Raw genomic sequence first — 18,501 nt, 5'->3', positions numbered from 1 at the left:
TATTAAAAAACCTGCTCATCGGAGCAGGTTTTTATATGTTGAGAGTGTAACTATTTATTACAGGCTATTGATTACTTCACAGTGACAAATTCTGGGTACGCACCGACGCCACAATCATGCATGTCCATACCTTCCATTTCTTCATCTTCCGTGACGCGAATTCCAACGGTTGCTTTCAAGATAGCCCACACAACTAGGCTGGCACCAAATACCCAAGCAAAGATAACGACAGCACCTAAAAGCTGCGCACCGAATGTAGCATCGCCGTTGCTTAGAGGCACAACCATCAAACCAAAGAAGCCACAAACACCGTGCACTGAAATCGCACCGACTGGGTCATCAATTTTTAGTTTATCTAGGCCAATGATGCTGAATACGACTAGCGCGCCAGATACTGCACCGATAGCAACTGCATATAATGGCGATGGTGATAGAGGATCTGCGGTGATAGCAACCAAGCCAGCTAGCGCACCATTGAGAATCATCGTTAAATCCGCTTTGCCCCAAGTCGTTTTACATACAAATAGCGCCGCAATAGCACCTGCAGCAGCTGCTGCGTTGGTGTTTAGGAAGATCTGACCTACCGCTGTTGCGTTCTCAAAGTCTGAAACCATCAACTGAGAACCACCGTTAAACCCAAACCAACCAAACCAAAGGATGAAAGTACCTAGTGTTGCCAAAGGCATGTTTGAACCTGGAATCGGGTAGATTTCACCGTTTTTGCCATATTTACCTTTGCGAGCACCAAGAAGCAATACACCAGCAAGAGCTGCAGAAGCACCAGCCATATGTACGATACCTGAACCTGCAAAGTCGCTAAATCCAGCTTCTGCTAGGAAGCCACCGCCCCATGTCCAATAACCTTCCATTGGGTAGATAAATGCGGTCAAAATTGCAGAGAAAACCAAGAAAGACCAAAGCTTCATACGTTCAGCCACCGCACCAGAAACGACGGACATTGCCGTTGCAACGAAGACGACTTGGAAGAAGAAGTCAGACTCTAGAGAGTGATCAGCCCCTTCTCCTTGGGTACCAATCAGCGCACCAAATGAAGGTAACCAGCCTCCTTCCCCGTTGTCGACATACATGATGTTGTAACCAACGATCAGAAACATCGTACATGCAATTGCGTACAAACAGATGTTCTTCGTAAGAATTTCTGTTGTGTTCTTAGATCGCACAAGACCCGCTTCTAGCATCGCAAAACCAGCTGCCATCCACATTACCAACGCACCGGAAATGAGGAAGAAAAAGGTGTCAAGTGCGTAACGTAACTCGGTTACTGTTGTTGTTAATTCCATAATAAGTTTCTCCAATCCCTTGAATTCTTAAAGTGCTTCTGCGTCCATTTCGCCCGTTCGGATACGCACCGCTTGGTTCAGGTCGTAGACAAAAATTTTACCGTCACCAATCTTTCCTGTTTGCGCAGCTTTTGTAATCGCTTCAACCACTCGCTCAACATTATCCGCGTGAGTAGCGATTTCAATTTTCACTTTTGGTAGGAAATCGACCTGATACTCAGCGCCGCGATACAGTTCCGTGTGGCCTTTTTGACGACCAAACCCTTTAACTTCTGATACCGTCATCCCTTCGATACCGACGTTAGCCAATGCTTCTCGCACATCGTCTAATTTAAACGGCTTAATAATGGCATTGATTATTTTCATTCAATTCTCTCCGAAGCTTTCATCCTGAAACACTTCTAATAATCCAATCTACGTGCCAAGTTTTTAAGTCATTGAATAATAAAAACTAACGTCAATTTACATATCTATAAACAAAAAGGGCGCACCATATCGGTGCGCCCTTTTCACAAATTTAAAGCAACAGAAGGAAAGTTACCCAAAACTGTGCACTAAATGTTCAAAAAGTCTTTCCATCGCTCGATAAGAATCATGAAGTCCTCTATTCCACAGCTTGCTGTACTTTCTGCATTGTAGAAATCGAATTCACTTTCCATCTCAACATCATGGTCATGGGCCAATGCGTTTTCTTGCACTAGGACTTCATCGCCCTGAATCATCAAGCTAATTTCTGTACCTGTTAGGTTATGCTCTTGAGAAGGCGCTGAAAATGACTGCTCAATTAGCTTTTCAACCTGAGCAATCTTCATAGGATCTTTGCCAATTTCTTCTTGTAGCCAGCGCCCAACAATCTCATGCCCCATGCTGCATTTTACGTAGTACTCGCCCATCAACGTGTTACGGATGAATTCAAATTCCATCGAGATTGCCTTTTCGTATCAATTTGGTGCGGAGTATAGCGAATTGCGCCCATAAAAAAAGCACCTCGTTTGAGGTGCTTTTTAATTGTGCAGTTAAACTTATGCAGGCTCTTGGAAGATCACTTCATCCGCTTTCTTGGTGTACTGATCCATTTTATGGAAGTTCAAGTAGCGGTAAGTATCTGTAGCGGTTGCATCAATTTGCTTCGCATACTCCAAGTACTCTTCTTTAGTTGGAATCTTACCAAGGATTGCACCTACGGCAGCTAGTTCCGCAGACGACAGGTAAACATTCGCACCAGTACCTAGACGGTTCGGGAAGTTACGCGTTGAGGTAGACATCACTGTTGATTTGTCTGCAACACGCGCTTGGTTACCCATACACAGTGAACATCCTGGTGTTTCGATTCGAACCCCAGCACGGCCAAAGATACCGTAATAACCCTCTTCCGTTAGCTGATCCTTGTCCATCTTCGTTGGCGGAGCGATCCATAGACGAGTTGCAAGCTGTCCGTTGAACTTATCTAGCAGCTTACCAGCAGCGCGGAAGTGACCGATGTTAGTCATACAAGAACCGATGAACACTTCATCAATCGCTGTGCCTTGTACTTCAGACAACAAGCGAGCGTCATCCGGATCATTCGGTGCACATAGTACTGGCTCATTGATTTCAGCCATATCGATTTCAATTACATGTGCATATTCAGCGTCTTTATCCGCTTGCATCAGCTCAGGATTTGCTAGCCACTCTTCCATCGCTGTAATACGACGTTCGATAGTACGGCGGTCACCATAACCTTCAGAGATCATCCACTTCAGCATCACGATGTTAGAGTTTAGGTACTCTTCGATCGACTCTTGCGACAGTTTCACAGTACAACCTGCCGCCGAACGCTCAGCAGAAGCATCAGACAGCTCAAATGCTTGCTCAACAGTTAGCGTTTCTAGGCCTTCAATCTCAAGGATACGACCAGAGAATTCGTTGATCTTGCCCGCTTTCTCTACTGTTAGTAGACCTTGCTGAATCGCGTAGTAAGGGATGGCATGAACAAGGTCACGTAGTGTGATACCCGGTTGCATTTCACCTTTAAAGCGAACCAAGATTGACTCAGGCATATCTAGTGGCATAACGCCTGTCGCAGCAGCAAAGGCAACCAACCCCGAACCTGCTGGGAATGAAATACCTAGCGGGAAACGAGTATGTGAGTCACCACCCGTACCGACTGTATCCGGCAGTAGCATACGGTTTAGCCATGAGTGGATAATACCGTCACCCGGGCGAAGAGATACACCACCGCGGTTCATGATAAAGTCCGGAAGTGTGTGGTGCGTGTTAACGTCTACTGGTTTTGGATACGCAGAGGTGTGACAGAAAGACTGCATGACAAGATCAGCAGAGAAGCCCAAACACGCCAAGTCTTTAAGTTCATCACGAGTCATAGGGCCGGTAGTATCTTGCGAACCTACTGTCGTCATCTTCGGCTCACAGTAGGTACCAGGGCGAATGCCTTCTACGCCACACGCTTTACCAACCATTTTCTGTGCAAGCGTGTAACCCTTGCCAGAATCTGCGATTTCACCAGGTTTACGGAATACATCCGAAGGCTCAAGACCTAGCGATTGACGCGCTTTGTCTGTCAAACCACGACCGATGATCAATGGGATACGACCACCAGCACGAACTTCATCAATCAGTACTTCCGTTTTCAGTGAGAACTCAGCTAAAACTTCACCTGTTTCGTGATTACAAACTTTACCTTCATATGGGTAAACATCGATAACATCGCCCATGTTGAGCTTAGTCACGTCGACTTCGATTGGTAGTGCGCCCGCATCTTCCATTGTGTTGAAGAAGATAGGTGCAATTTTACCACCAAGCACATAACCACCAGCACGTTTGTTTGGAACGTAAGGGATATCATCTCCCATAAACCAAAGTACTGAGTTGGTTGCAGATTTACGTGAAGAACCAGTACCAACAACATCACCAACGTAAACCAATTGGTGACCTTTTTCTTTCAATTCTTCAATTTGCTTGATCGGACCAATATTGCCCGGTTGATCAGGATTGATGCCTTCACGCTCGTTCTTCAGCATCGCAAGTGCGTGCACTGGGATATCAGGACGAGACCAAGCATCAGGTGCAGGTGAAAGGTCATCCGTGTTCGTTTCACCTGTTACTTTAAATACAGTTAGAGTGACTTTTTCTTCAAGCTTAGGCTTAGAAAGGAACCACTCAGCATCAGCCCATGACTGAAGTACTTTCTGTGCATGCGCATTGCCTGCTTTTGCTTTCTCTTCTACATCATAGAAAGCATCAAACATCAGAAGTGTATGAGACAGCGCTTCTACAGCAATCTCTGCCAGTGCTTCGTCATCCAATAGCTCAACTAGCGGCTCGATGTTGTAACCACCTTGCATAGTGCCTAGCAGTTCAGCCGCTTTTTCACGGCTCACAAGTGGTGATTTAACTTCACCTGTTGCTACAGCGGTTAGGAAACCCGCTTTAACATAAGCGGCTTCATCTACACCTGGTGGGATGCGGTTTTCAAGTAGGTCAAGAATGACTTCTTCTTCACCTTGCGGGGGATTTTTCAGAAGTTCTACAAGTCCAGCAACTTGTTCTGCGTCTAGCGGTTTAGGAACAACTCCTTCAGCAGCACGCTCTTCGACGTGTTTACGGTAGGCTTCAAGCACGACTTTTTCCTCTCATTGCGGTTCCTCCTCTATTATTACTATTGTTAAAGTAAAGGAGTGAACATCCTTGGAAACTTGGCTCTCCATTGCCCTTGTTTTCATTCAATTATGATTGAGAAACAGCGCCGTAGAGGCCAAACTGTGGGCAAAATAATAGCAAATTTAACCTTAAATTAAAATCTTATCATTTTGACCAACATAGCAACTTACGACTAAAGTTCTGCTAATTTTGACCAAATATGCCAAGTTTTTGCTTTCTTATACCCGGTTAATTAAACGACGTTCCTACGATCAAATACACAGCATCCATATCCTGCTCAGTACGACCATAAGCCAACATAATTGGCCCGATTGGTGAGTCAACACCAAAGAAAATAGAGCCAGCATTGTAAAGTGGCGCTTCATTCAGCTTCAGATCATTATCTGACCACACTCCACCGTATTCCACTGATGCACCTAGGTAGACTGGCGCTTCAAATAGTCCAAAGTCGTTGTCGAACCATTTGTATCGGTACACCAAGCTACTAAAAAACAGGTTCTGTCCAATCAAGCTATTTCTTGGGATGCCAGATAGGTTTAAAAAGCCGCCTAACTCTCTCGGATCAAGTGGAACCGATGAATTTTTACTTTCTACAAAACTATATTCTGCATGTCCGACTAAAGTATGACGCTGATGACTGACCGCACCTTTGAATCGCGCGGAGATTTCATACACGGTATCTTCAATCATCTTTTCCGTGTCGAGCAGAGTGATGCCTTCCGGACTCTTGTCATGGGATACGAAATATTCAAGATCGACCAGCAGTCCGCGAGTAGGAAATGCAAAATCATCAAGCGTATCGAGTCGATAGCTCGCAAATATACCTTTGCGCTCGAAGTCTAGCTGCCCTGCCGAGGCCAAGGTAGACAGCTCAATATCTCCTGTAGAGTAACGAGCACCAAGGCGCAACTCTTGCCATAACGTAGGTTGAATGCCAATCGCCAGTTCAGAAGCAAAGTCATTATAGGAAACGGGTAAGAAGTCGTTAACTGAGCTGAGGTCCGGATTTTCAAATTCGCTAAAAGGTAAGTTTCTATCTTCACTGCTGTATCCAACACGGCCAGCAACAAAAAGCGTTTGACTAGATAAAACAGGCGAATACAACTCAGCTTCTATCAGCTTATCCGTGCCCATTTCTACGTTGAACGCCAACTCTGCACCATGCGAGTTTAAATTAGTAAAATTGGTCGACATACCGATGCCGTATTGGCTATCCGTATCGAAGTCATCTTCAAGGAAAAATCGAAAGTTAACGTAATTCGGCCCCCACGACTTTTCGTTAACATCAAAAACCAACAATGTCTTACCATCAACATCTTCAAAGTGGTAAGTGATTAACTCAAAACGATCCAACGCATAGAGATTTTCAACGGCTTTTTCTATTTCAGCCGTTGGAATACGACGACCTGTTTTCAATTGAATACGGTTAGTAAGTAATACATCACTGTAGTGGGTGTTATTCACTATCACAATGTCATCAACAATGCGTTTATCACCGTAAACCAGCGTCTTACGTACCTCTTGCTTGTGATCGATGTACTTTTGGTATTCTGCGTTCGATAAACTTAGACCAAGCAGCTTATCTTCAAGCTGCTTGGTAATATCGTAACCCGCTTGAAAAGCCCAAGGCATTTTGTCGAACTCGACCGTTTCCATGGTGCCCACATTGGGACGAATATAAATATCTTGAGGTTCAAGCTCGTCCACTTGCTGTTGCGTACTGCGACGGACTAGGTAATTAGAAAGTTGATCCGCTACAGTAAACAGCCCGGTAAACTCATCTTCGGTTTTGTAGTCGGTGCTAATATCGACAGCAATAACAACACCTGCCCCCATGGCGCGAGCCACATCGACAGGCATATTATTAACGACGCCACCATCGACAAGCATATGGCCATTGAGCTTATAGGGAGGGAGCGCTCCTGGTACAGACATACTGGCCATCATGGCGTCCACGAGGTAGCCATTGCCAAGAACCACTTCCTCTAGCGCAAGAATATCTGTCGCCACAGAGCGGTAAGGAATGGCAAGATCATCAAAAGAATCGAATCGTCCCAAATTCCCAGTAGTCTCGCGCAATACGCGCAACATGTTCTGGCCTTGCACGACCCCCGTTGGGGCACGAACCTCACCAAATCTTAAGCCGAGGTCAGTGTTAATTTGATAGCGGTCTTCATACTCTTTATCACGAACTCGGCGTTGACTACGGTCGACACGATCTCGATAGCCACTGCTCCAATCTACGGTGTAGATAAAGCTTTCAATTTCATCAGCGCTCATCCCCGTGGCATAGAGACCACCAACATAAGCGCCCATACTAGTGCCCGTTACGATATCGACCGGGATCTGCATCTCTTCTAACGCTTTAAGGACGCCGATATGCGCAGCGCCTTTTGCTCCGCCACCGGCGAGCACAACCGCCACCTTTGGGCGAGGCTCCACATCATCCGTTTTTGCTAGAGAGTTTGCGAGGGAAACAGAAGGAGTGGTGATCAAAAAGGCACTAACCCAAAGCGCGAAATGGCGAGTCGGCGGGCTTGATAACAGCTTTTTGAACATTCACTTCTTCCTTTTTTGAATTTCTTATCAAGTAGGGCGTGCTAGCAGCACCGCACTAACACGCCCTAATATGTACTAAGAATTGACCAGAGAGACAAGCTAATGTTGTTGATTTGGCGATGCTACCAATCAAATAAGCTGTTAAGCCAGTTTGATTTCTTCTCACACTGCTGCTTTATTTGACCCGTTTTATCCCAAACTGGCAGTTTATAATCACTACGACAGTTCATTTCTAAACCACCATCTGATGTCGGCTTAAACCCTAACGTGGTGATCTCTCTTGGCCACGGAAGCTCTAAACGCTCAGGAATGCGTTGCTTCAAATACTCTGCGTACACTCGTAATGCACCGCTCGACCCCGTTAGATGAACCGGTTTGTTATCGTCGCGGCCTAGCCAAATTGTCGTCACTTCACGGCCATCAACACCGACAAACCAGCTATCGCGGTTATCGTTACTGGTACCCGTTTTTCCTGCCAGTGCAGCCCAACCAAACTGGCTTTGTAAGAAGCGGCCTGTACCTTGAGCAACCCCCTGTTTCATCGCGTAGGTCGTTAGCCATGCTGCTTGTTCATCCACGGCTCTTGATGAACGAGGCAAGGATTGATACAACACATTACCTTCCATATCCATGACTGAGCGCAGAGCGGTCAGTTTTGCACGCTTACCTGAATTCGTCAGAGTCTGATACATCTGTGCGACTTCGAATGGCGTCAAAGAAAACGAGCCCAAAAACATGGAAGGCACTGGGCGGATTTCGTCTTTGTTGACGCCCAAACGCTCTAAAGTATCGGATACTTCTGGGATACCAAGCGCCATGCCTAAGCGCACAGTTGGCACGTTGAGTGACTTCGCTAAAGCAATGTAGAGTGGCACATCACCACGGTATTTTCGGTCGTAGTTACGCGGTGTCCATACATTACCTTTACTGCTTTTCAGGCTTAGCGGCGTGTCGTGCAGCGTCGTGCCTAGGTTGTATTTATCCGGTTGTTCTAGAGCCGTCAAGTAAATCGCTGGTTTCACTAAAGAACCAATTGGACGACTGGCATTGAGCGCGCGGTTAAAACCTTCATAACCAACACGTTTACCGCCAACCATGGCACGGATTTCACCACTATGACGATCAACCGCAACAGCGGCAGCTTCCAATTCTTTACCGCCTCGTTTAGCTAGCTCCGGGATCTTTTTCGCGATGGCTTGCTCCATTTTGCTTTGCGATACCGGATCCAGAGACGTAAACACGCGCAGCCCGGTTTCCGCTTTAAATCGCTCCCCCACTTTTTCTTTCAATTCAATGCTCAATTGTTGGAAATAAGCGGGCTGACGGCTCGCAATACGTGGTTTGCTCTGCGTATCAAGCGAACGACTGACGGCTTGCTCATACTGCTCAGATGTCAGCATGTTTTGCTGCATCAACAAACGTAATACAAGATCGCGGCGCTCTTTCGTGCGCTCAGGGTAACGAATTGGATTGTAGTAAGACGGTCCTTTTACCATCCCAACTAACATCGCCAGTTGATCGATTCGCAGCTCTTGAATCGGTTGTCCAAAGTAATAACGCGATGCCAAGCCAAACCCGTGGATCGCTTCACCACCGCTTTGCCCTAGATACACTTCGTTAAGGTAGGCTTCCAAAATACGATCTTTGCTGTAACGGTAATCCAAAATTAACGCGATATACGCTTCTCTAACTTTGCGCCACAGCGTTTTATCACGGGTCAAAAACAGGTTTTTCGCCAACTGCTGAGTTAGCGTACTACCACCTTGAACAGTACGACCCGCTTTAATGTTTGCAACCATTGCTCGTGCAATCGCGAGTGGAGACACCCCATCGTGTTGATAAAAATCCCGGTCTTCGGTCGCAAGCAGTGCATCAACTAAAATTTCTGGGAACTGATCACGACGCAAGAACAGACGCTGCTCATCTTGATCTTTCTCCAGCATCCCCAACATCTTCGGTTCTAAGCGTAAGTAACCAAGATCACCTCGGGACTCTAAAGACTGAATGCGCTGTAAACCAGAATCTGAAAAATGGAGCATCACGTGACGATCCGGTTCAGGACCATCGGCAAATTCAAATGGACGGCGAATCAATTCAATCCGAGTGGAAGAAGAAGAGTACTCACCAGGATAGCGAGGCTGACTTACCTTACGGTAATTCAGTACATCCAGCTCGTTGCGAAGTTCTTGAATGGTGATATTTTCACCCGGATTTAAGTTCAAGATGCGAGCATAAACCACCGTTGGCAGTTCAAACAGCTGGCCTTCAAAGCGTTCTTTCACGACACTATCTAAATAAATACCCACAAACAGCAAAACAGCGGCAAGCGCAACACCGGCTTTCCAGCTAAATGACCACAAAACTTTCAGCCACGAACGTTTCTCGTTAGCCGGCTTTTTACTCGGTGTGCGTCGAGTCGGTTTTGTCGTTCCTTTATTGGTTGTACTTTTCTTCGCTGGCGCTTTTTTCGCGCTAGGCTTCTTGCTGTTAGTCATTATTCAATTGTCTTTTTGTTTTCGTAGTTGCTACATGATTGGCAGGATCATCTGGCCAAACGTGTTTTGGGTAGCGCCCTTTCATCTCTTTTTGGACGTCTTTATAGCTTCCGTTCCAGAAAGCCGCCAAGTCAGACGTCACTTGCAGCGGACGTTGTGCCGGCGAAAGCAGTTCAAGCACTAAACGCTTGCGACCAAGCGCTACCGTAGGAGAGCCACTCTCACCAAATACCTCTTGCATACGCACCGATAGTTTCGGCTCATGGCCATACTGGTAACGGATACGCTTCTTAGAACCTGTCGGCAGTTGGTAATGCTCTGGTAACCATTCATCCAGTTGTTGATTGAGTGGCCAACCTAATCGAGCGTTCAGCGCTTCGACCAAGTTTATCTTGCTTAAATCGTTAACCGAACTGACGGACGTCATGTACGGCTCTAACCACTCTTCTAATGAATCCAACAAACTGGCTTCATCAAACATTGGCCATGATTGCTCGGGTAACCATTCCACCGCACAACGAACCCGAGCCAACAAGCTCTCCGCTGCCGGTGTCCAGTTTAGACTCTGTAAGCCCTGGCGGCGGACATACGTGAGTAAAGCTTGTGTCATTTTTTCTTTGCCAGGGCTTGGCAAAGGCTCGCGTTCAACCACCAGCTGACCGAGTTTTGTTTGTCGCTCAGCCATTAGACGCCCTCTTTTTTCATCCCAGTCTACAACTTCTTCAGACGAAAATAGCGCTTCAAAGGTCGCTCGCAATATATTGACATCTAATTCACATGCCGAATGAATTTGACTGGAGTTAGAATGAGAACGCATTAAGTCAACGGCAACCAAATACTCACAGCCACCTAGCATGTCTTCCTGACGACATTCTGCACCATGACCATTAGCCAAAGTAAATCGCCCAAATTGATTTGTGCGCTGCTGCGCAATGCGATCTGGAAATGCCAAACTTAACACCAGCGGTAATGCTTCTTCATCCACGCCTTTCAGGTCAAATACCATATCCAATTTGTACGCTAGAGATTGAGCACGCTTGAACAACAGAGACTTTTTTGGATGAGTACCAACAAGCCAACGATGCAAGCTATGAGCGATATTGGTAACGTTTCTCTCTGGCTCTTCAATCAGTGCGACCGCCGCCAAAGCAGCATTTAACATCTTATCACTGTAAGATTGTGCTTTAATTAGCATCGCAGCCGCACGAGGCTCAACGCCTAGTTCATGCGCCTGTTTTCCTTCGGACGTTAATTGCCCTTTTTCCGTCAGTAGTCCCAATGACACCAATAGCTGCTTCGCTTTTTCCAATGACGCATTAGCGGGAACATCAAGCCACTTTAGATCGTGGATATCACTCGCTCCCCAAAATGCGAGCTCCATTACTAAACTCGCCAAATCGGAATGCAAAATTTCGGGTTGGGGAACCAGCGGTTGCTGCTTGAACTGACTTTCAGAATAAAGACGAACGCAAATGCCCTCTTCTATTCGTCCCGCTCGTCCTGCACGCTGAATCGCTGAAGACTGTGCAATGCGTGTTTGCTCTAAGCGTGTTAAACCGTTTTTCAAATCAAACCGGGCAATACGCTCTAACCCAGAATCAACCACAAGGCGAATGCCTTCAATCGTCAGTGAAGTTTCTGCGATGTTGGTCGCGAGTACGACTTTACGCTTGCCGTGTTCTGCCGGCGTGATGGCTTTTTGTTGCTCAGTAAAGCTCAGTTGCCCATAAAGCGGACACACTTCAATATCATCCGCCAAATGAGATAAACGTTCTTCGACTTGTTTAATTGCCCCAACGCCCGGTAGGAAAGCCAACAAAGAGCCGGACTCTTTGTTCATAAGACTTTCTATTGTTTTTGCCATACTCGTAGGTAAATGATCATTCACACCTAACGGTTGGTAACGCATTTCTACGTCGAAACTGCGTCCTTCTGATTCAATGTAACAGGCTTCCGGCAACAACGACTGTAAGTCTTGTTGATCAAGCGTTGCCGACATTACCACCAGCTTGAGATCGTCTCGCAATGCCTCTTGAACTTCTAAACTGAATGCCAAAGCGGTATCGGCATGAATGCTGCGTTCATGAAACTCATCAAAGATCAGCAGTTCAACACCATCCAGTTCAGGGTCAGTTTGGATCATCCGAGTCATGATCCCTTCGGTTACGATCTCCAGCTGCGTTGCAGAACTTACCTTTGCCTCGCCACGAACTCGATAACCCACGCGTTGCCCTACTTGCTCTCCCAATTGCTCAGCAAGATAACGGGCAATGTTACGCGCCGCGAGTCGTCTTGGCTCAAGCATGATGATTTTTCCAGCAACCGAATGATTTAAGAGTAACTGCAAAGGGAAGTAAGTCGACTTACCGGCACCAGGCGCCGCTTTTAAGATCACTTGATGTTGATTTTTGACCGCCGTCAGCAACTCAGGCATCACGGCTTCAATCGGCAATTGTGACAAAGGAAATACCTTGTGGTGTAATGGTGGCAACATTGTACATAAAAAAATTTTTGTCTAAATAAGCAAATGCATTTCACACCCGCTTTAGAGTCCGCCACTCTACTCAAACGCTATAAACGCTTTCTTGCCGATATCGAACTCGATACCGGTGAAATTCGTACTATCCACTGCGCAAACACTGGCGCTATGACAGGTTGTGCGACCCCCGGAAACAAAGTTTGGTTTTCCACTTCCGACAACCCGAAACGAAAATATCCCAATAGTTGGGAGTTGAGTGAAACCGAACAAGGCCACCGCATTTGTATCAATACCGCGCGCGCCAACCAATTAGCCGTTGAGGCTATTGAAAATAATGTCATTTCAGAGCTTTGTGGTTATGACACACTTCAAACTGAGGTGAAATACGGTAATGAAAATAGCCGAATTGATATCTTGCTCAGCGCAGACAACAAGCCAAAGTGCTATATAGAAGTGAAAAGCGTCACTCTTCTTGATGAGACCGACTCTACTGGACAAGGATACTTCCCAGATGCGGTCACGACTCGGGGACAAAAGCACCTGAGAGAGCTCACAGAAATGGCACAAAATGGAAGTAGAGCCATACTTTTATTCACTGTTTTACATTCAGGTATTGAAAAAGTATCCGCGGCGCACCATATAGACGCGAAATATTCACTATTACTCAAACAAGCACAAGACGCTGGAGTGGAAGTTCTCTGCTACAAAGCTGAACTGAGCGATACTGGAATGAAGCTGATTTCCGCTATTGATTTTATCAATTAAGAGAAAAAATGATGTCGTCTTCACATTGACGATAACTTTGCGATTCAGTATTTGCTTGCACCGCCTCTTTTTGCTATAGATACCCGCCTTAAATTGACTGCGTAGCAGTTGACTAGGTGTAAGTAGGAGATGCTGTATGCCAGAATCAAAGAAGAAAACGATAGGCATCCTAGCCATTGCCGGCGTGGAGCCATATCAGGAAAAACCTGGTGAAGAGTACATGTCACCAGAGCAGGTTGAACACTTTACGAAAATCTTAACAGCTTGGCGCGACCAGCTGAGAGCTGAAGTGGATCGTACCGTTCACCACATGCAGGACGAAGCAGCAAACTTCCCAGATCCAGTTGACCGCGCCTCTCAAGAGGAAGAGTTCAGCCTAGAACTGCGTAACCGCGACCGCGAACGCCGTTTGATCAAGAAGATTGAAAAGACTTTGGATAAAATCAAAGAAGACGATTTTGGCTTCTGTGAGTCTTGTGGCGTAGAGATTGGCGTTCGCCGTCTTGAAGCACGTCCAACCGCTGACCTATGTATTGACTGTAAAACACTTGCAGAAATCAAAGAGAAGCAAATGCAAGGTTAATCAACCAAGCATTATGATTATTGAAGGGAGCTCAGGCTCCCTTTTTGTTTTGACTACCTTTGCATCCCATTTGTTTACTAAATTCGAGATACACGCATGACACGCTATGTAGGTCGATTCGCCCCATCTCCTTCTGGTCCTTTACATTTTGGTTCACTGATTGCCGCTCTTGGCAGCTATTTTCAAGCGAAAGCACACAACGGAACCTGGTTAGTACGTATTGAGGACTTGGACCCACCAAGAGAAATGCCAGGTGCGGCGCAACTTATCCTAGATGCGCTCAAAGCCTACCAGCTGCATTGGGATGGAGAGGTGGTATACCAGAGTGAACGTCATAACCTTTACCAAGCCCAAATAAACACATGGCTCGAAAATGGTGAGGCCTATTATTGCCAATGTACTCGAAAGCAAATTAAAGAGCATGGCGGGTTTTATCCTGGCACTTGCCGCGATAAAAACTTGAAAGACGGCGCGATTCGCCTAAAAATGACCAAGCCTGTCGCTCATTTCTTCGATCAGAAGCGTGGAACAATTAAGATTCCAGAGCAACTCGTTAATGAAGATTTCATTATTAAACGTCGAGATGGATTATTTGCTTATAATCTTGCGGTAGTATTGGACGACATCGACCAAGGCGTCACCGAAGTCGTGCGTGGTGCAGACTTAATCGAGCCAACAGGGCGTCAAATCAGTCTGTACCAGATACTTGGGCAGCCTGAAGTAAGCTACTTGCATTTACCATTGGCGATGGACAACAACGGCAATAAACTGTCGAAACAAAATCACGCGACGGCTATTGATATAGAGACACCAAAGCCTACTCTATTACGTGCCATGACATTTTTGGGCTTCGAGATACCGGAAGCCATAAAAGCGGCCAACATAGAAGAGATTCTTCGTTGGGGCTGCGAAAACTGGCGCTTGGAACAGCTTCCAACAGAGATCGAGATCACACCGTGATTCTCAAATGGCATTGTGTAGGCTATCATTAGCCGCAAATTAGGCCCTAGAGGCGCAAAAACTAACCAAAGCAAGATTGGACTAAACCCAGTTATTGCCAGATGCACATGAATACAAACGACTATACACCAAGCGAACCTGCCACTATTCCAGAGCTCGCTCTCAATGTAATAACTCGTGAAGAGCACAACATTTCGCGTAAGCAGATCAGTGATAATGCACTGAAGGTACTGTACCGCCTAAATGGTGCTGGTTTCGATGCTTTTCTTGTGGGTGGCGGGGTTCGAGACTTACTGCTTGGACAGAAACCAAAAGATTTTGACATTGCGACCAACGCAACGCCGGAACAGATCAAACAGCTATTTCGTAACTGCCGTTTGATTGGTCGCCGCTTCCGCTTGGCTCATATTATGTTTGGCCGAGATATCATTGAAGTAGCGACATTCCGCGGTCACCACCAAGAGCAAAAGAATAAGAGCATCTCTCAGCAATCGAAAGAAGGAATGCTGCTGCGTGACAATGTCTACGGCACCATCGATGAAGATGCTGAGCGCCGTGATTTCACGATTAACTCGATGTACTACAACATCGCAGACTACTCGATTCACGACTACGCACGTGGTATTGAAGATTTAGAAGATCGCCTAATTCGACTGATTGGCGATCCAGAAACACGCTACCGTGAAGATCCAGTACGTATGTTGCGTGCGGTTCGCTTCGCGGTAAAGCTGGACTTTGATATTGAAGAAGACACCGCGGCACCAATCGAACACATGGCACCGTTGCTCGGTGACATTCCGTCAGCGCGTCTTTTTGAAGAGTCACTCAAGTTATTGCAATCCGGTCATGGCTTAGAAACCTACCACCTACTGCGTGAGTACAACTTATTCCAACAGCTCTTCCCGACGATTGCAGCGCACTTTACAGAAGATTACTCCTCTCACACTGAGCAAATGTTGGATCTTGTCCTAGATTCTACCGACATGCGCATCGAAGATGGGAAACGCATCAATCCAGCATTTATGTTTGCTGCAATGCTGTGGTACCCACTGTGTGCGAAAGCCGATGAGCTGATGGAAGAGCGCAACCTAGGCCATTACGACGCTATTATGGAAGCGAGTAACATCATTCTTGATGAACAAGTTCGTACAATTGCCATTCCAAGACGCCACACCGCAACCATTCGCGAGATTTGGCAGCTGCAGCTTCGTCTTCCACGACGCAACGGTAAACGTGCATTCCGTCTTATGGAGTTCAATAAATTTAGAGCTGGCTTTGATTTTCTTGAAATGCGCGGTGAAATTGAAGGTGGTGACACTCAGAAGCTTGCCAAGTGGTGGGAAACTTTCCAAAATGCAGGCCGAGAAATGCGTCAAGCAATGGCTGCCGACCTAGACGGTCAATCACCGAAGAGTGGTCAGCGCCGCCGTAAAACCTATCGCAAGAAAAAGAGTAAGCCTAAGTCATGATCACAGCGTACATTGCGGTAGGCAGTAACTTGGCTGATCCTGTCAGCCAAGCGAAGCAAGCGATTGAAGCGTTAAAAACGCTGCCTAAATCAGAATTTCTTCAAGCTTCTTCGCTATACAGCAGCACGCCAATGGGACCACAAAACCAACCGGATTACATCAATGTGGTTGTGTCGATTAACACCAGTTTGACGCCTCTTGAATTGCTCGATTGCACACAAGCCATTGAGCAAGAACAAGGGCGTGTCCGTAAAGACGAACGTTGGGGACCAAGAACCTTGGACCTCGACATTGTTCTTTATGGCAATGAGGTGATTAATTCCGAGAGGCTGATCGTTCCTCATTATGGAATGAAAGAGCGTGAATTCGTACTCTACCCTCTTGCGGAAATTGCACCAAGTTTACAACTCCCCGATGGGACCGAGGTCTCTAAACTACTGGAACAAGTAGATAGAAACGGCCTCAGTATCTGGCAGTCATAGCCAACTCCTAGTAAGGATAAAACCATGAAAAAAATGACCATCAACGACCTAATCAAGTGGAAGCAAGAAGGTCGTAAATTTGCTACTTCAACCGCTTATGATGCGAGCTTTGCCCAACTGTTTGAAAGCCAAGAAATGCCAGTACTTCTTGTTGGTGATTCTCTAGGTATGGTTTTGCAAGGTCACAACGATACTCTGCCAGTAACGGTCGATGATATCGCTTACCATACTCGTTGCGTACGCGCTGGTAGCCCAAATTGTTTGTTGATGGCTGACATGCCATTCATGAGCTACACCACGCCAGAGCAAGCTTGCGAAAATGCGGCTACACTGATGCGTGCGGGTGCCAATATGGTGAAAATTGAAGGTGGTGACTGGCTAGTAGACACTGTAAAAATGCTCACTGAACGCTCGGTTCCAGTTTGTGCTCACCTTGGTTTAACTCCTCAAGCCGTGAATATTTTTGGTGGTTACAAAGTCCAAGGTCGCGATCAAGAAAAAGCGGACCGCATGGTGAAAGATGCGTTAGCACTGCAAGAAGCAGGCGCTCAAATCGTCTTACTAGAGTGCGTGCCTGCTGAGCTTGCTGAGCGTATTACGCAAGTGCTCGACGTGCCTGTTATCGGTATTGGAGCTGGTAACGTGACAGATGGTCAAATTCTCGTGATGCATGATATGTTCGGTATCTCTGCCAACTACATGCCGAAATTCTCCAAAAACTTTCTTGCTGAAACAGGTGATATGCGCAAAGCCGTTGCTAAATACATTGAAGATGTAGCCAACGGTGTATTCCCAGACGACGCTCATACCATTGCCTAGAGGATAAATGCATGCATACTTTTGCGGAAATCTCAGCAGTTCGTGAACACCTTAAAACCTTTAAACGTGAAGGTCGTAAAATTGCGTTTGTCCCAACCATGGGCAACCTTCACGAAGGTCACTTAACTTTAGTGCGTAAAGCACGCGAATACGCTGATATCGTTGTCGTAAGCATCTTTGTTAATCCGATGCAGTTTGATCGTGCAGACGATTTAAATAATTACCCGCGTACGCTAGAGGAAGACTTAAGCAAGTTAACCTCTGAAGGGGTCGATGTGGTATTTACGCCGACACCAGAAGTTATCTATCCTGAAGGGCTTGATAAACAAACGTTTGTTGATGTTCCGGGTCTATCGACTATTTTAGAAGGGGCTTCACGCCCTGGTCATTTCCGTGGCGTCACAACCATCGTAAACAAGCTATTTAACATCGTTCAGCCAGATGTGGCCTGTTTTGGTGAGAAAGATTTTCAACAACTTGCGGTTATCCGCAAGATGGTTGTCGATCTTGCGATGGACATTGAAATCATTGGTGTACCAACCGTACGTGAAATGGACGGGTTAGCTATGAGCTCTCGCAATGGCTTACTCACGCTGGATGAGCGCCAGCGTGCGCCAGTACTTGCTCGTACAATGCGTTGGATCAGCAGTGCCATTCGTGGCGGCCGTGATGACTACGCATCGATCATCGAAGATGCGAGCGACCAACTGCGAGCTGCAGGTTTGCACCCTGATGAGATCTTCATTCGTGATGCTCGTACATTACAAGTGATCACACCAGAAACGACACAAGCCGTCATTCTGATGTCTGCGTTCTTAGGCAAAGCTCGTCTTATCGATAACCAAACGGTAGATATGGTTGTCGAAGCGAAGGAAGAAGCAGAGTCTAGTAATACAAACTCAGAGAGCGCAGAGTAAGCTCTGAGCCAT

14 protein-coding genes are annotated in these 18,501 nt (G+C 46.4%); 7 read left to right on the top strand and 7 right to left on the bottom strand.

Going from position 1 to position 18,501, the window contains the following annotated elements:
- Positions 1 to 71: 71 nt before the first annotated feature.
- From FKN08_RS00250 to hrpB, 7 genes are all read right to left on the bottom strand, one after another.
- A complete protein-coding gene (locus FKN08_RS00250; RefSeq protein WP_046875065.1) occupies positions 72 to 1,301 on the bottom strand; it encodes an ammonium transporter in 1,230 nt (409 codons plus the stop codon).
- 27 nt (positions 1,302 to 1,328) lie between these two features.
- Positions 1,329 to 1,667 (bottom strand): P-II family nitrogen regulator, encoded by a 339-nt coding sequence (locus FKN08_RS00245; protein WP_005396729.1) that lies wholly within the window; start codon positions 1,665 to 1,667, stop codon positions 1,329 to 1,331.
- Positions 1,668 to 1,855: 188 nt separating this feature from the next.
- Entirely contained in the window at positions 1,856 to 2,224 is a 369-nt protein-coding gene (locus FKN08_RS00240; RefSeq protein WP_012841428.1) for a YacL family protein, read from the bottom strand.
- Positions 2,225 to 2,323: 99 nt separating this feature from the next.
- Positions 2,324 to 4,921 carry a bifunctional aconitate hydratase 2/2-methylisocitrate dehydratase gene (gene acnB, locus FKN08_RS00235; RefSeq protein ID WP_170890982.1) on the bottom strand — a complete coding sequence of 866 codons (2,598 nt, stop codon included), beginning with the start codon at positions 4,919 to 4,921 and terminating at the stop codon, positions 2,324 to 2,326.
- Positions 4,922 to 5,189: 268 nt separating this feature from the next.
- On the bottom strand, positions 5,190 to 7,520 hold the full coding sequence (locus FKN08_RS00230) for a patatin-like phospholipase family protein (RefSeq protein ID WP_170890980.1): 2,331 nt from the start codon (positions 7,518 to 7,520) through the stop codon (positions 5,190 to 5,192).
- Between the two features lie 122 nt (positions 7,521 to 7,642).
- Complete coding sequence (gene mrcB, locus FKN08_RS00225; RefSeq protein WP_170890978.1) at positions 7,643 to 10,015, bottom strand: penicillin-binding protein 1B; 2,373 nt, start codon at positions 10,013 to 10,015, stop codon at positions 7,643 to 7,645.
- The gene (gene hrpB, locus FKN08_RS00220; RefSeq protein WP_170890976.1) at positions 10,008 to 12,476 is read right to left on the bottom strand and encodes an ATP-dependent helicase HrpB; all 2,469 of its coding nucleotides are present in this window, start codon (positions 12,474 to 12,476) and stop codon (positions 10,008 to 10,010) included. The genes mrcB and hrpB overlap by 8 nt, the downstream gene beginning before the upstream one ends.
- Positions 12,477 to 12,542: 66 nt before the next feature.
- Here hrpB and sfsA point away from each other — a divergent pair, with 66 nt between their 5' ends.
- From sfsA to panC, 7 genes are all read left to right on the top strand, one after another.
- Positions 12,543 to 13,259 carry a DNA/RNA nuclease SfsA gene (sfsA, locus tag FKN08_RS00215; protein WP_005396723.1) on the top strand — a complete coding sequence of 239 codons (717 nt, stop codon included), beginning with the start codon at positions 12,543 to 12,545 and terminating at the stop codon, positions 13,257 to 13,259.
- Between the two features lie 136 nt (positions 13,260 to 13,395).
- Complete coding sequence (gene dksA / locus FKN08_RS00210) at positions 13,396 to 13,842, top strand: RNA polymerase-binding protein DksA (RefSeq protein ID WP_005386584.1); 447 nt, start codon at positions 13,396 to 13,398, stop codon at positions 13,840 to 13,842.
- A 96-nt stretch (positions 13,843 to 13,938) separates the two neighbouring features.
- Entirely contained in the window at positions 13,939 to 14,802 is an 864-nt protein-coding gene (gene gluQRS / locus FKN08_RS00205) for a tRNA glutamyl-Q(34) synthetase GluQRS (RefSeq protein WP_170890974.1), read from the top strand.
- A 101-nt stretch (positions 14,803 to 14,903) separates the two neighbouring features.
- Entirely contained in the window at positions 14,904 to 16,271 is a 1,368-nt protein-coding gene (gene pcnB / locus FKN08_RS00200) for a polynucleotide adenylyltransferase PcnB (RefSeq protein ID WP_170890971.1), read from the top strand.
- Complete coding sequence (gene folK / locus FKN08_RS00195; RefSeq protein ID WP_170890969.1) at positions 16,268 to 16,753, top strand: 2-amino-4-hydroxy-6-hydroxymethyldihydropteridine diphosphokinase; 486 nt, start codon at positions 16,268 to 16,270, stop codon at positions 16,751 to 16,753. The genes pcnB and folK overlap by 4 nt, the downstream gene beginning before the upstream one ends.
- A gap of 24 nt (positions 16,754 to 16,777) precedes the next feature.
- A complete protein-coding gene (gene panB, locus FKN08_RS00190) occupies positions 16,778 to 17,572 on the top strand; it encodes a 3-methyl-2-oxobutanoate hydroxymethyltransferase (protein WP_005396718.1) in 795 nt (264 codons plus the stop codon).
- Positions 17,573 to 17,583: 11 nt separating this feature from the next.
- A complete protein-coding gene (gene panC / locus FKN08_RS00185) occupies positions 17,584 to 18,489 on the top strand; it encodes a pantoate--beta-alanine ligase (protein ID WP_170890966.1) in 906 nt (301 codons plus the stop codon).
- The last annotated feature ends 12 nt before the right edge of the window (positions 18,490 to 18,501 follow it).

Origin of the sequence: Vibrio sp. 1-2 (7-a) (assembly GCF_013048515.1) — a bacterium.
In the GTDB taxonomy this organism is placed as follows: domain Bacteria; phylum Pseudomonadota; class Gammaproteobacteria; order Enterobacterales; family Vibrionaceae; genus Vibrio; species Vibrio diabolicus.
This window is presented reverse-complemented; position numbering and strand designations above follow the sequence as displayed.

Coding starts and splice junctions, on each gene's coding strand:
- pcnB (WP_170890971.1), top strand. CDS start 14,904: ATGCACATGAATACAAACGACTATACACCAAGCGAACCTGCCACTATT.
- gluQRS (WP_170890974.1), top strand. CDS start 13,939: ATGACACGCTATGTAGGTCGATTCGCCCCATCTCCTTCTGGTCCTTTA.
- panB (WP_005396718.1), top strand. CDS start 16,778: ATGAAAAAAATGACCATCAACGACCTAATCAAGTGGAAGCAAGAAGGT.
- FKN08_RS00240 (WP_012841428.1), bottom strand. CDS start 2,224: ATGGAATTTGAATTCATCCGTAACACGTTGATGGGCGAGTACTACGTA.
- FKN08_RS00230 (WP_170890980.1), bottom strand. CDS start 7,520: ATGTTCAAAAAGCTGTTATCAAGCCCGCCGACTCGCCATTTCGCGCTT.
- mrcB (WP_170890978.1), bottom strand. CDS start 10,015: ATGACTAACAGCAAGAAGCCTAGCGCGAAAAAAGCGCCAGCGAAGAAA.
- FKN08_RS00245 (WP_005396729.1), bottom strand. CDS start 1,667: ATGAAAATAATCAATGCCATTATTAAGCCGTTTAAATTAGACGATGTG.
- panC (WP_170890966.1), top strand. CDS start 17,584: ATGCATACTTTTGCGGAAATCTCAGCAGTTCGTGAACACCTTAAAACC.
- folK (WP_170890969.1), top strand. CDS start 16,268: ATGATCACAGCGTACATTGCGGTAGGCAGTAACTTGGCTGATCCTGTC.
- dksA (WP_005386584.1), top strand. CDS start 13,396: ATGCCAGAATCAAAGAAGAAAACGATAGGCATCCTAGCCATTGCCGGC.
- sfsA (WP_005396723.1), top strand. CDS start 12,543: ATGCATTTCACACCCGCTTTAGAGTCCGCCACTCTACTCAAACGCTAT.
- FKN08_RS00250 (WP_046875065.1), bottom strand. CDS start 1,301: ATGGAATTAACAACAACAGTAACCGAGTTACGTTACGCACTTGACACC.